Source organism: Halomonas sp. 72 (genome assembly GCF_052379785.1).
Lineage (GTDB): Bacteria > Pseudomonadota > Gammaproteobacteria > Pseudomonadales > Halomonadaceae > Vreelandella > Vreelandella citrativorans.
Genome location: NZ_JBQSYY010000016.1, coordinates 32,104 through 45,374 on the forward strand (window position 1 = coordinate 32,104; position 13,271 = coordinate 45,374).

Genomic DNA, 13,271 nt, shown 5'->3' on the forward strand with positions numbered 1-13,271 from the left:
AAATGCCTACGCTTCATAGGCGGCCTTCCTCAACAGCGTGGCAGGCTACACGCGTGCCGTCATCCTGCATTTTTAATTGCGGGATTTCTTGAATGCAGCGCGCATTGGCATACGGGCAGCGACCATGAAAAACACAGCCGCTCGGTAAGTTAACCGGCGTTGGCACCTCACCTTTAAGGCGAATATGTTGTGGCCGGTCATCTTCAAGGCGCGGAATAGATGAAAGGAGTGCTTGGGTGTAGGGGTGGCGGGGCTTGGCGAACAGAGTCGAGGTCGTGGCTATTTCGCACACGGTGCCCAGATACATCACGGCAACCCGCGTACCAAAATGCTCCACTACCGCAAGGTCATGGGTGATAAACAGGTAGGTCAAATTGCGCGCGTGCTGGGCTTCCATCAACAGGTTCAGCACCTGTGCCTGAATAGAGACATCCAGCGCTGAAATGGGCTCATCAGCAACAATAAACTCAGGGTCCACTGCCAGCGCTCGCGCAATGGCAATACGTTGACGCTGGCCGCCGGAGAATTCATGACCAAAACGCTTGCCCCAGTCTGGGTCAATGCCCACCGAGCTCATTACTTCTTCGACCTTATCGGCAATCTGCTGACGGTTCCATGCGGGGTGGTGCAAGCGCAGTGGCTCTTCCAGTGTTTGCTGGATGGTCATCCGCGGATTAAGCGACGCGTAAGGGTTTTGGAAGATCATCTGCATGCGCTTGCGATACGGCAGCAAATGGCGCGAGCTTAAATGGTCAATGCGCTGACCATCATAGTGAATCTCGCCTACAGATGGCGTAATGAGCCCCATGACTGTACGGGCAACGGTCGATTTACCGCAGCCGGATTCGCCAACGACGCAGAGTGCCTCGCCACGCATTATCTCCAGGTTTACGCCATTAATAGCGTGTACGTGTTCCTGGTGACGAACGAGCTTGCCGCCTTTAAATCGCAACTGGTCAAGAAAATCGCCTGATAGCGAAAACCGCTTTTTGAGATCGCGGATTTGCAGAAGTACTTGGGCTTCTTCGACGTTTTCAGCGGGGATGTGATGCTCTGCCATCGCACTTGCCTGCGTACTCATTGGCTTTCCTCCTTTAAACGACGATCTTCCAGCAGTTCAGCCACCATATGGCAAGCTACCTGGCAGTTGCCCGCTTGTACAAATCCGGGCACTTGCTCAATACAAGCGGGGCGGGTTTGTCCATCGGCGCGCTTAATAAAGTCGCAGCGCGGGTGAAAGGCGCAGCCGCTGGGGAGATTGGAAAGCGAAGGCATACTGCCACGGATCTGATTCAGTCTTTCACCGGGCGTTGCCATCTGGGGCAGGGCATTAATCAGCCCTTGGGTGTAAGGATGCTGCGGGTCATTAATGATCTCACGCGTTGGCCCTTGTTCAATCACGCGGCCGGCATACATGACCAGCATGCGTTGAGTGACCTGACTCACGACGCCAAGGTCGTGAGTAATCAAAATAAGCCCGACATTGTGCTGTTCGCAGAGATCCAGCAATAGCGCCATGATTTCTGCCTGAATGGTGACATCCAGCGCCGTTGTAGGCTCATCGGCAATAATGATGTCCGGGTCAAGCAGCAACGCAATGGCAATAATAATGCGCTGCCGCATGCCGCCGGAAAGTTCATGAGGGTATTGTTCCAGACGCTTTTCCGGTGAGGGAATTTGCACCTGGCGTAATTTATCCAGTGCAATGGCGCGGGCCTCTTTAGAGGAAATTCGTCGGTGAGCTTTTAGACACTCCACCATTTGAGCGCCAATCGATAACACCGGGTTCAGCGTCATCATTGGATCCTGGAAGATCATTGAGATTCGGTTGCCACGTATTTTACGCAGCCCGCGCTCCGACATGGTATTCAGCGTTTGTCCTTCAAACGTAATACTGCCACCGGCAATAAATCCGGGCTTGGCAATCAGATTAAGCAGCGAAAACGCCGCAACCGATTTGCCAGCACCAGACTCGCCTACAATGCCTAAACGCTCACCGCGCTCTAGCGTAAAGCTAACATCACGCAGTGCACGTACTTCGCCCTGGCGCAGGCCAAACCGTACATCCAGTTGGGAAACTTCAAGTAATGCCATGGTGCCCTCAGCCTTTATAGAGTCGTGGGTTCATGACATCGCGCAGCCAGTCGCCCAATAGATTGATAGACAGCACCAGCACTACCAGTACCGCACCGGGAATTAGCGTGATCCACCAGGAGCCTGATTGAATGTAGTCAAAGCCTGCCTTGATTAACGAACCAAGCGATGGATGGGTCTCGGGCATTCCCAGGCCCAAAAACGACAGCGCCGCTTCAGAAATAATGGCGTTGGCAATTTGCACGGTAGAAATAACGAAAATAGGCGATAACGTATTAGGCAACACATGGCGGAACATGATCCGTTTGCTGCGCAGTCCCATTACTCGTGCAGCGTCTACGTACTCCTTGTTTTTCTCGGCAAGTACGGAAGCGCGCACGGTACGGGCGTATTGTGGCCACTCGGCCAAGCCAATAATCAGTACCAGCATCAGTACTGCGTATTGACTATAAAAAGAGCTACCCAAGGTGGCCTTCACCACAGCGCCGACCACGATAGCCACCATCAAGGTGGAAAATGACAGCTGAATATCCGCCAGGCGCATAAAAAAGGCATCCACACGGCCGCCCAAATAGCCTGCCATTAGGCCAAACGTTACGCCTAAAAGTGCCTGCAAGATCACCGCACCAAAGCCGATCAAAAGCGATACTCGCGTACCGTACAAAATAATCGACCAAAGGTCTCGGCCCTGGGCATCGGTGCCCAGTGAGTAGCGTTCATCCGCTCCGTCGACCCAGAACGGTGGCAATTCGGAGGCCATAATATCGATCTGACGCAAATCGTAGGGATCGGTAGGTGCAATAAGAGGCGCGGCAAAGGCAGCCACTACCAGGCAGATAAATACCGCCAGGCAGAGCTGTGCCGTGCGGTCACTCTTGAAGCTGTACCATAAATAGGAGTCGCGAAAGCGTTGGAAATGGCTGGGCGATTTGCTCTTGGGCACGCTCTTTGTTGTCATCGTCATGCGGGTTTACCCGTCAGTTTTACGGTGGGGTTCACAAAGCTGTAAATCAAATCCACGATGGTGTTGGTCACCACGAAAATGACACCGACAATCATTAGATAGGCCACGATTAGCGGGATATCAGCCCGGTTGATCGCATCCAAAAACATCAGGCCCATGCCCGGCCACTGGAACACGGTTTCGGTCAGAATGGTGTAAGCCACCATCGTGCCGATTTGAACACCGCCTACGGTGATCACCGGTAGCATGGTGTTTTTAAGCGCGTGGACAAAATAGACGCGGCGCATTGAAATGCCCTTGGCGCGGGCATACTTGACGTATTCAGACTGCAGTACTTCCATCATTTCAGCGCGGATCAAGCGAATAAACAGCGGCAGCATGATAGAGGCGAGTGAAATGGCGGGCAGCACCAGGTGTTGCAGGCCGCTCCAGGTGGCCAGGTTGGTATCCCAATAGCCAAACACGTGCACCAGGTCATAACCGCGCCCAAACGAGGGCATATTACCTTGAGTGGATAGCGCACTGTTTAACCAGGCCCCCCACGCGGTCCCTTCGGGAAAAATTGAGACGGTAATGCCGATAGCAAAAATTTGAATTAATACAATCGCGGTTAAGAACACCGGAATCGAAATACCGATAATCGATGCCCCCATAAAAAAACGCGAGATAATCGAGCGCGGTTTGATAGCGCTGTACACCCCGATAGGTGCCGAAAAAACCACGATAATTAAGGTGGCCGCAAAGACGAGCTCAAGCGTTGCTGGCAGGTGGCGTGCAATAACGCTGAGTGCCGGCTCGCGGTAGAAGTAGGAGTTGCCAAAATCGCCTTGTACGGCATTTTTGGCAAAGCGCACATACTGCACCATGAAAGAATCATTAAGCCCCAAGCGCTCGCGCAGGGCCTCTCGTTCACTTTCGGGGACCGATTGTCCAACCATCTGCTGTATCGGGTCACCCAGGTTATCCTGGATGGCGAAGGCCAGCACGCTGATGATGAACATCACCAATACCGCGTGCATCAGCCGCTTGATTAAAAAGGCAATCATGGCGTACGCCACCTATGTAATAGTGTTTAGCAAAGGAAGTAGAGGTCAGTGCCGTTAAACATTTCGCAATGGGTTTTGACACAACAAGCGCTTCGCCCTCCAGTTGGCTGGAGAGCGAAGCATCCGTGCAGGCAATTTACAAACCGTTAGTCAAACTTAGCGGTTAATAACGAGATCGCCCAAGTAGGGGAAGTCGATGGCGTTAACGACAGGTTCAATCTCAACGCCTTCGGCAGCGGCATACGCAAGGTTCTGCCAATGCAGCGTAATAAAACCAACATCTTCATACAGCATGGCTTCTGCTTCACGCAGCATTTCATTGCGCCGCTCAAGATCGGTTACGCTGTCGGCTTCAGTGACCAGCGCGTCGATCTCTTCATTGCAGTAATTGCCATAGTTGTATTGGCCCGCACCGCTCTCTTCATCAATACAGAAGGTGAGGTACTGGAAGAAGTTGGCAGTATCTTCAGTATCCGAATGCCAGCCAAGCATGGCGATATCCGATTGACGGGTATCATACTCTGGCCAGTACTGGGCAAGCGGCATGGTGCGCAGGTTAACGTTGATATTGATACGCGATAGCATGTTCGCTACCGCTTGGGCAATTTGTGCGTCGTTGACGTAGCGATTGTTGGGCGCAATCATGTCAACGCTAAAGCCGTCTTCATAACCCGCTTCCGCCATTAGCTCTTGAGCGCGGGTCAGGTCATAGCGTGGTACCAGATCCGGGTTGTGACCGGAGTAGCCTTCCGGTGAAAACTGCCCAGCAGGCGTCGCAAAGCCACGCATTAAGCGATCAGCGATGCCTTCCTGGTTGATGGCAAGATCAACGGCTTGACGAACGCGCACGTCTTTGAAGGCTTCAACTTGTTCTTCGTTAAGCTGGAAGCCGATAATACGCGTGCCCGGTACTTCGAAAAGCTCAACGTCACTTGCTTCACGAACGCGCTCCAGATCATTCGGCGGCACAGCGTCAATAAAATCGACGCCGCCTGAGAGCAAGGCTGCTACGCGCGCGGCGTTTTCCGCAATCGGCGTGAGTACAATGCTTGAGACATTGCCTTCGCTTTCAGTATCCCAATAATCTTCAAAGCGTTCAAAATCGACACGTACGCCTTGGCGACGGTCAGTAAGAACGAAGGGGCCGGTACCGGAAACATTGCGTGAAGCAAACGAGTTGCCTGCTTTTACGATCTCCGCTTTATCGACGCCATTTTCGGTTTCACCAGTATAGAACTGGCTATCCATGGGAAAAATGTAGGTCGCCAGGTTGAGCAACAGCGGATAGGGGGTCGTCGTCGTGATTTCCACCGTGTAGTCATCAACCGCTTCGGCGGTAGCAATGGGCTCAAAAATGGCGCGGTAGTCAGGGCTCTCTTTTAAGCGCTCAATCGTCCATACCACGTCTTCAGCCGTCAGCTCGTTACCCGAATGAAACTTGACGCCTTCACGAAGCGTCATGCGCATATGCGTATCGTCTGTTTGTACCCATTCAGTTGCCAAGCGGGGCTCAAACTGAAAGTCCTTGGTCCAGCGGACGAGAGGATCAAACGCCAAGTGGGAGAAACGCAGCATACCGCCGGAAAGTTGTTCGTGAATATCAAGCGTTTCCGGATCGGCGGAGTAGCCAATGCGCAACGTTTCAGCGTTTGCTGTCAAAGGGAGCACTGCGCTACCCGCAACAGTTGCACCGACAATAGTGGCCAGTATCTTTTTTTTGAGCGCCATAATCGTTCCCGTCTTATTGATAATTTTATTGTTCACATTACCGTCTAAACGCTATTGGCGAGACAGCAAAGCAGACACGGTCAGCTTGTAAGCTATCCTATTAACATAGAGAGTGTTGAATGCGTCATACAATCGAAATAGTGATAGACCCTATTCAACTATTGAATGATTGGGCTTGTAGCAGTGAATACTGGAGTGCAAGCTAGTCTAAAGTCGTAGATGAAAAATAAACGGGCGTTTGGTATCAGCCCACGAAAGCCATTAGTGACCCGCTGGAAGGCAGGCTGAAAATGATGAAATGGAATCAATGGATCATTCTGGTGTTAATCGGTTGGCTTCCATTAACCGCACAGTCTGACACTATTGACGGCATGCTGGACGGCGAGCCGCGGGAGTGGTTTGTGCTGAGCCAGGGCCGTGACTCCAATGCTTCTTTTGTAGAGGTTGGCGATCAACGCCAAATCACTATCACAGGGTTTGTCGAGCCTGATCAAAGGGACGCCTACGAAGGGTTGTCTATTAGCCTGGCGGTTGAAGACAACCAGCTTATCGATGCCCAAGTGGTACAACTGATCGGTAGCACCACCGTACCGCCGCTTTACACCTCTGAAGGAGGCAGTGTTACCGTCACGTTGACGCAGCTTGAGCAGCAAGGCAGCCACATTCATATTGCTGGACGTGTCGAAGGCGTATTGGCGTTGCAAACTGCACTGGACGACGCGCCCAGCCGGGCTGAGGGAATCGACATCGATGTGCAGTTTGACGTTAATGCCTATCGAGCACGGTTCTAACAAGCACGGTTTTAAGCTCCAAATTGCTGATGCAGCCATGCATTAATATCATCAGACTCATACAGCCACTCTTCGCGACCATCTTCGTGGTGAATCTTTAAGCAAGGCACTTTGGTTTTGCCGCCGCCTTCAAGGAGGTCCTGCTTATGTGCGGGGTCATGCTGAACATCGCGCAGCTCAATGGTTAGTCCTAAGCGGGCAATTTCTTTACGCACCTTAATGCAGAAAGGGCAGGTACGGAATTGATAAAGGGCTAGGCGTTGGCAAGCCTGGTCGACGCGCGCTTGATCGGCGGGGGCACGCTCAATCGCGTTAGGCGTTGAGAGTTTTTCACTGATAAGCATGACCGGTGCCAGCACCAAACGAACACCACGGAAAAAATAGCGAATTAATACACGCATAATAAACTCCATCGCTAACCCTGGGGCATGGGTCAGCGTTCTTAGAAAAAGTACGTCATTGGAAACAGCGATGCTACGCGCCAACAGGTGGGCTTTAAACAAGCGTGCGCGCATCCTGCAATAATCGAACGCATTTGTCACTTGGCGACGCTCGCTATACGTATATTGGGGCATTTTCTAACCCCCAGGTGTGCTTAAATCCTTGCTTCTGGGTGAGTAAACAAGCCGAGCATGCTAGTCTTTTCAGCTATTTTAAGCTGTGTTTATTACGTTGTTCAGGGACAGAAACCATGCATCTCCATATTATCGGTATCTGCGGCACCTTTATGGGTAGTCTTGCGCTGCTCGCGCGCGAGCAGGGCCATCAGGTTAGCGGGTCAGATGCAAACGTCTATCCTCCGATGAGTACTCAGCTTGCTGAAGCAGGCATTACGTTAATGGAAGGTTATCGAGCAGAGCACCTTGGTGCTTCGATTGACCTGGTGGTAGTGGGGAATGCGCTGTCACGCGGAAATCCTGAAGTAGAGGCGCTACTTAACAGCGGTTTGCCGTATACCTCAGGAGCGCAGTGGCTTGCTGAGCATGTGTTACCAGGGCGGCGGGTAATTGCTATCGCCGGTACCCATGGTAAAACCACCACCGCCAGTTTGCTGGCCTGGCTATTGGAGAGCGCGGGCCAAGTACCGGGCTTTTTAATTGGCGGTGTGCCGCGTAACTTTGGTGTTTCCGCGCGGCTGGGGGATCCTCAGGGGCCTTTTATTGTTGAAGCAGATGAGTACGATACGGCCTTTTTTGATAAACGCTCCAAGTTTGTACACTATCGCCCCGATATTGCTGTGCTCAATAATCTTGAGTTTGATCATGCGGATATCTTTCCGGATTTAGCTGCTATTGAACGCCAGTTCCATCACCTTGCGCGCACCGTACCCAGCCAAGGGCGCCTGCTAGTAGCCGATGAACAGCCAGCGCTAGAGCGCGTCATAGCGATGGGAGCCTGGACACCCATTAAGCACTTTGGTGAGCAGTCCCAAAGTGCGTGGCAGCTCTGCCTTGAGCGCCCTGATGCCAGCCGTTTTCAGGTGATTCACCGCACAGACCAGGGCGAAGAGGATAGCGTCGTCGAGTGGTCGTTAAGTGGCGTTCACAACGCGCGAAATGCCTTGGCAGCGTTGGCGGCTGCCCACGAGTGCGGAGTTGATTTAGCCCGGGCATGCGCAGCACTAGCGCGTTTCGAAACGCCACGACGGCGCCAGGAAGTGCGTGGAGAAGTGGGGGGCGTTCAAGTCATTGACGACTTTGCCCATCACCCCACGGCGATTGCGGCGACCTTGCAAGGCTTGCGTGCCACAACGACCAAAGGGCGCTTGCTGGCGGTCATTGAGCCACGTTCCAATACCATGCGGTTAGGTGCGCTACGCGATCGACTCAACGACAGCATCGCTGGTGCGGACCAGGTGTATTGGTATCAACCTGCCGGTATTGATTGGTCGATGGAGGCGCTGGTAGCTGAGCAAGGTGCTAAAGCTCATCTTTATCAGCAGATTGAAACACTGGTAGAGGCGGTTGTTCGCCATGCCGAACCGCTGGATCGGATTGTGGTGATGTCCAACGGTGGCTTTGATGGCGTACATGAACGTCTACTAAATGCCTTAACGGCCAAGGAATTGAACGCGTGAGTACAGATTCCCTGTTCAAAAAGCCGATCACCGTGGCATTAACGGGCGCTTCTGGGGCGCAGTATGGCCTGCGGCTGATAGACGTATTGGTAGAGGCAGGCCATGAAGTGTGGGTCATGATCTCCAAAGCGTCACACATGGTGATTGCCACGGAAACCGACATTAGCCTGCCTGCTCAGCCAGAACGGCTGGCTGCTGCATTGAGAGAGCGTAGCGGCGCCGCGGCTGGCCAAATCCGCTGCTTTGGGCGAGAGGACTGGATGGCGCCTGTTGCCTCCGGGTCTGGAGCGGCCTCGGCTATGGTGGTATGCCCATGCTCGACGGGAACGCTCTCGGCTATTGCCACTGGGGCAAGTAACAACCTGATTGAGCGGGCGGCCGATGTCGCGATTAAAGAGCGCCGAACGCTAGTGCTGGTGCCCCGGGAGAGCCCATTTTCGCCTATCCATTTGGAACACATGCTGGGGCTAAGCCGCATGGGGGTTGTTATTTTACCTGCCGCCCCGGGGTTTTATCACCGCCCGCAATCCATTGATGACCTCATTGATTTTATTGTGGCACGCATTCTTAATCAGTTGGGCATTCAGCATACCTTGATGCCTCGCTGGGGCGAGGATGAAGCCGATAACATGTCTAAGGATAAGCAATGAACTGGGCCACGCTCTCTATATTTGTACCCACGTTTTTATTTGTGTCACTCACGCCGGGTATGTGCATGACGCTTGCCATGGTGCTGGGCATGACCCAAGGCGTGAAACGTACGCTGTGGATGATGATGGGAGAGCTGGTGGGCGTAGGGCTGGTCGCCGCAGCAGCAGGCGCTGGGGTAGCCGCCTTAATGCTCCGTCAGCCTGAACTCTTCACGGTGTTCAAGTGGGTGGGCGGCGCTTATTTGGCCTATTTGGGCATTATGATGTGGCGCTCTCGTGGGCGTATGGCGATACCCAGTGAACTAAATGCGGGGCCTGCCGCCGGGCGGCTAACACTTGCCATGCAAGGGTTTGTGACCGCTGTGGCTAATCCGAAGGGGTGGGCATTTTTTATGGTACTGCTGCCCCCCTTTTTGGATAGCAGCCGCCCGCTGGGTAGCCAGCTGGTTCTGCTGATTGTGGTTATTTTGTTGATCGAGTTTGCCAGCCTGTTGGTGTATGCCGTCGGCGGTAAAACGCTGCGTAAAACGCTGGGAAAAAGCGGCAATGTTCGTTTACTTAACCGCATTGCCGGCACGTTAATGATGGGCGTTGGATTATGGCTGGCGCTAGGCTAGGCCGCTTAAACCGGTGGGAAGAAAATCACGCGAAGGCTGATTAACACCAGCGAGGCCGACCCCAATAGCAGCCAAGGGCAGGGCGTTAATGGCTTTCGAGGATAGCGCTGCCAGCTTAAACGAACCAGCGCACAGATCATCAGCCCAAGCAGAGCGCCGCCGACCAGGTCACTAAACCAGTGCACGCCAATAACGAGCCGTGACAGTGCCATTGGCACCGCCAAAGCAATCGCCACCCAATAGATCCAGATACGTTTTTGGAGAGGTAGCTCTGAGGCAATAAACGCGGCGGCCAGGCCCAATACGACAACCGAGGTTGACGTATGGGCACTCGGATAAGAGAGCGAGCCGGTCAGGTAATCGGGGGTGTCAGGTCGAGCACGCCCGAAAATGGCTTTACCCAGTGTGTTAAGAAGCGCTACGCCTCCCACCGCCGCTCCCCAATGCAGCAAGGCATCCCATCTTCTATAAAAGATCATCCATAGTGCCCACGGCAGCAACAGGACAGCAATGCCCAACTTGTCGCCAATTTTGGCAAATACGGCACCAATAGCGATAAGGGTGTCACTTTGAAGCCAGCTAAAGAGCCGTTGGATATAGAGGTCGAGCGTCAATGGACCATTGTGATGCACAACCAGCAGTGTCCAACCCGAAAGGCAGGTTAAGGCAATAATAAATAGCAGCAGCGAAGCGAGAGGAACTTCGCCAGATTGGCTCATGACAAGCCAGGGGCGGCGCATAAACGGAATACGACGTGCTAAACGGGCGGTAGCAAGGTAGAGGCGTCCATGACGGCCCACCTGTGCTCGCCCCCAGGAGAACACTACCGCGAGTACCACCACGCTGGCGGCTATTATGAGCAACGCTGTTTCAATGCCCGGGGGTAAATCAAGGTGTTCTTGCCATGTTCGTCCGAGCAAATAGCCTGGCAGTACATAGGCAGGTGCCCACAGTGCGGCAGATGTGATATTTGCCCATAAAAAATTACGGGGTGGCATCCGCATCATGCCCGCTATGAGCGGAATGACGGGTCTTACCGGGCCAACAAATCGGCCAATAAAGACCGAGTAAAGACCATAACGATCAAAAAAGCGGGAGCCTCTGCCTAGCCATTCCGGATGTAGGGAAAGTGGCCAGCGTTGAGTGATTTGTGCATGGTGGCGATAACCAAGCCTGAAACTAATGCCGTCGCCGATCACCGCGCCTAAAAAGGCGGCCATTACTAACCACACTATCCCGATAGACTCATGCCCCGCCAGGGAGGCCACTGCCGTAATCAGCACCACGCCGGGCACCAACAGGCCCACTAATGCTAACGATTCTGCAAGCGAAATGAGCAGCATCAGCAGAAGAAGCATGAAAGGAGAGAGCGAGAGCTGTTGAAAGGTTTCGACTAAAGACACGAGGGACTCCTTGAAGGGCGATACGCTGTCATCCGTTTGCCAGCGCATGAGCACGGGCGTGCAGGCGTTGTATATAGCGCTCGAAGCTCTCTTTATGAGGCAAACAAGCTGCAATGCGGGCTTCAAGATGACCGGTTTCAACCAATACACACTGGGAAAGTGCATGCTGTAGCCGCTCACGAACCAGCAGCGCACCGCTTTCACTGGTGTCGGGCAGCACCAGCCAGAAGGTGGCCTCGCCAGCGCGCCCCAGTATGTCATGATCACGGCAGCGACCTATCACTTCGCTACACAGTGTATCAAGTAGCGCGATTTTAGCTCGAGAGCCGAACTGCTCTTCGGCCATATCCAGCTGTGGCAGGTGAATGACCAGTACCGCTAAGCGCTTGTTAAGCATGGCAGCACGCTGAAATTCGTTGTTTAAGCGCTCCTTTAGCGTTTCGTAGTTGTAGGCGCGACAGTGACAATCATAGGGGTCGGTGGCCTGTAGTAATGCGCGGCGGCGAGCATGCTCCCATCGAGGGAGGGCCAGCAGTAAAAGCAAAATAACATAGCCGAGATAGAAGGGTGGCTCAGGTGTCGGGTGAGAGATAAACAACCAGACAAGGGGGCCAAGCACCCCCGTCAGCACCAAGGCAAGCCAAAGGGGTAAGAGTATAAAAGCAGAGGTGATGGGTAGGCCAAGCCAGATGGCTGATGCGTTAGAGATAGAAAGCGTACTTAATACCGTGAGGTAGGTGCTGCCTACCAGCAGTATTTGAGATATGTATCCCTTTAATCCCTGCCCTAAATGCATCAGTAGGGCCGCTAATAGGGCCAGGGTAACAAACGCGGGTACCCATAAGCTCCGGTAGCTGCCCATTTTATAAAGCCATAACGCGTACCCCATCATTACTACCAGGCTGGTACTGTAAGTGATGATCATTAGCCGCTTGGAGAATGGATAGCTGTTCATGAGGAACCCAGCGTTGTGGGGGTATTGCAGAGGTGTTCAAGCGTTAAGGTTGAGGGCTCAATATCCATTAGCGGCTCATGATGGCTCACCACATTTTCAGGAAGTGCTGCCTGGAGCTGCGTGCGACGGCGTGTGGCTTCTTGTGGCGAGCGAGAAAGCATCAAGGCGGCAAGCGTTGTGCTATTCAGACGATAGGTGTTCTCAAAGGAGTAGGTTAGCTCACAAAGCTTTTTTGCGGTGGGCCAAAGCTGGCGCCGCTTAACCTGCAATATAAATAGCTCTGCGTAGATAGCCTCGCGCTCAGAACGGGTTTGCTCACGAGGAAGATCGCGCAGCAACTGTTCGCCAGCCCAAAGATTAACCTTTGGGATAAGCCGCAAACGCTGGCCGATAGCCCCATTCATATCAACCAATTGGCGTGCGCTAGAAACCGCCAGTAAGCACAGTATGCCCAATAACAGCACTATTAGCCCCCCGGCTGGAAAGGACAATTGTGGCGCTATTAAGGCGCCGCTAAGTAGTGCGGCCATGGCATTAAGTACAAGAATCCAGCGCGCCTGGGGTAGCATGAATATGGCCGCCCACGCCCAGATCAACATATCATGCTGTTCTGGTGCGCTGGCAATTAATCCCAGCAGTAATAAGCCCGGCAGCACTTGCCAGGGTAGCCCTCTGGAATGACGATGACTAAAGTCCAGAAGCAGAGCTGTAATGCAAAGCCAACTGACGGAGAGCCAAAGCAGCAGGATGGCCATGGGCTGTGCGCCCAATGTCCAGAACGCTAGTGCAGCCGCTGCGGCGAGTAAATTGGCTCTAAGCAAGTGAATTTTGTATTTGCTTTGCATGGTGGCTTACTATTCACCTTCACGAACTCCATGTACGTTCCCCGTCGTCTAATCAGCGGTGACAGGACCAAGTGTGAAACTTAAAATGCTCATTATAACGT

The 13,271-nt window shown here is 53.2% G+C and carries 13 protein-coding genes; 4 read left to right on the forward strand and 9 right to left on the reverse strand.

Annotated elements, in window-relative coordinates:
* Positions 1–13 precede the first annotated feature (13 nt).
* The 5 genes from ACT3T6_RS13620 to ACT3T6_RS13640 all read right to left on the reverse strand — a co-directional run bounded on the left by ACT3T6_RS13620 (position 14) and on the right by ACT3T6_RS13640 (position 5,832).
* Complete coding sequence (locus tag ACT3T6_RS13620; protein ID WP_193053182.1) at positions 14–1,060, reverse strand: ABC transporter ATP-binding protein; 1,047 nt, start codon at positions 1,058–1,060, stop codon at positions 14–16.
* 17 nt (positions 1,061–1,077) lie between these two features.
* A complete protein-coding gene (locus ACT3T6_RS13625; RefSeq protein WP_172118205.1) occupies positions 1,078–2,094 on the reverse strand; it encodes an ABC transporter ATP-binding protein in 1,017 nt (338 codons plus the stop codon).
* Between the two features lie 7 nt (positions 2,095–2,101).
* Positions 2,102–3,058, reverse strand: a complete 957-nt coding sequence (locus tag ACT3T6_RS13630) for an ABC transporter permease (protein WP_172118204.1) — start codon at positions 3,056–3,058, stop codon at positions 2,102–2,104.
* Positions 3,055–4,104 (reverse strand): ABC transporter permease, encoded by a 1,050-nt coding sequence (locus ACT3T6_RS13635; protein ID WP_193053145.1) that lies wholly within the window; start codon positions 4,102–4,104, stop codon positions 3,055–3,057. The genes ACT3T6_RS13630 and ACT3T6_RS13635 overlap by 4 nt, the downstream gene beginning before the upstream one ends.
* A 156-nt stretch (positions 4,105–4,260) precedes the next feature.
* Positions 4,261–5,832 carry an ABC transporter substrate-binding protein gene (locus ACT3T6_RS13640; protein ID WP_193053144.1) on the reverse strand — a complete coding sequence of 524 codons (1,572 nt, stop codon included), beginning with the start codon at positions 5,830–5,832 and terminating at the stop codon, positions 4,261–4,263.
* A gap of 290 nt (positions 5,833–6,122) precedes the next feature.
* Here ACT3T6_RS13640 and ACT3T6_RS13645 point away from each other — a divergent pair, with 290 nt between their 5' ends.
* On the forward strand, positions 6,123–6,623 hold the full coding sequence (locus tag ACT3T6_RS13645; RefSeq protein WP_226912108.1) for a hypothetical protein: 501 nt from the start codon (positions 6,123–6,125) through the stop codon (positions 6,621–6,623).
* A gap of 11 nt (positions 6,624–6,634) precedes the next feature.
* Here the strand turns inward: ACT3T6_RS13645 and ACT3T6_RS13650 are convergent, their stop codons facing one another.
* Positions 6,635–7,024, reverse strand: a complete 390-nt coding sequence (locus tag ACT3T6_RS13650; protein ID WP_193053180.1) for a glutaredoxin family protein — start codon at positions 7,022–7,024, stop codon at positions 6,635–6,637.
* Positions 7,025–7,314: 290 nt separating this feature from the next.
* On the opposite strand from ACT3T6_RS13650, the gene mpl reads away from it, so the two are divergent.
* The 3 genes from mpl to ACT3T6_RS13665 are packed head-to-tail and all read left to right on the forward strand — an operon-like array spanning position 7,315 to position 9,967.
* Complete coding sequence (mpl, locus tag ACT3T6_RS13655; RefSeq protein WP_193053143.1) at positions 7,315–8,700, forward strand: UDP-N-acetylmuramate:L-alanyl-gamma-D-glutamyl-meso-diaminopimelate ligase; 1,386 nt, start codon at positions 7,315–7,317, stop codon at positions 8,698–8,700.
* Positions 8,697–9,350: a flavin prenyltransferase UbiX gene (locus ACT3T6_RS13660; RefSeq protein WP_287077089.1), complete on the forward strand. Its 654-nt coding sequence runs from the start codon at positions 8,697–8,699 to the stop codon at positions 9,348–9,350. Before mpl ends, ACT3T6_RS13660 begins: the two co-directional genes overlap by 4 nt.
* Positions 9,347–9,967 (forward strand): LysE family translocator, encoded by a 621-nt coding sequence (locus tag ACT3T6_RS13665; protein ID WP_172118359.1) that lies wholly within the window; start codon positions 9,347–9,349, stop codon positions 9,965–9,967. The genes ACT3T6_RS13660 and ACT3T6_RS13665 overlap by 4 nt, the downstream gene beginning before the upstream one ends.
* Before the next feature lie 5 nt (positions 9,968–9,972).
* Here ACT3T6_RS13665 and ACT3T6_RS13670 read toward each other — a convergent pair whose 3' ends face one another.
* Genes ACT3T6_RS13670 through ACT3T6_RS13680 form a run of 3 tightly spaced genes read right to left on the reverse strand, consistent with a single transcriptional unit; the run spans position 9,973 to position 13,170 of the window.
* Complete coding sequence (locus ACT3T6_RS13670) at positions 9,973–11,370, reverse strand: bifunctional DedA family/phosphatase PAP2 family protein (protein WP_193053142.1); 1,398 nt, start codon at positions 11,368–11,370, stop codon at positions 9,973–9,975.
* A 28-nt stretch (positions 11,371–11,398) separates the two neighbouring features.
* Positions 11,399–12,325 carry a diguanylate cyclase domain-containing protein gene (locus ACT3T6_RS13675; protein ID WP_193053141.1) on the reverse strand — a complete coding sequence of 309 codons (927 nt, stop codon included), beginning with the start codon at positions 12,323–12,325 and terminating at the stop codon, positions 11,399–11,401.
* Positions 12,322–13,170, reverse strand: a complete 849-nt coding sequence (locus ACT3T6_RS13680; protein ID WP_172118362.1) for a hypothetical protein — start codon at positions 13,168–13,170, stop codon at positions 12,322–12,324. The genes ACT3T6_RS13675 and ACT3T6_RS13680 overlap by 4 nt, the downstream gene beginning before the upstream one ends.
* Positions 13,171–13,271: the final 101 nt, after the last annotated feature.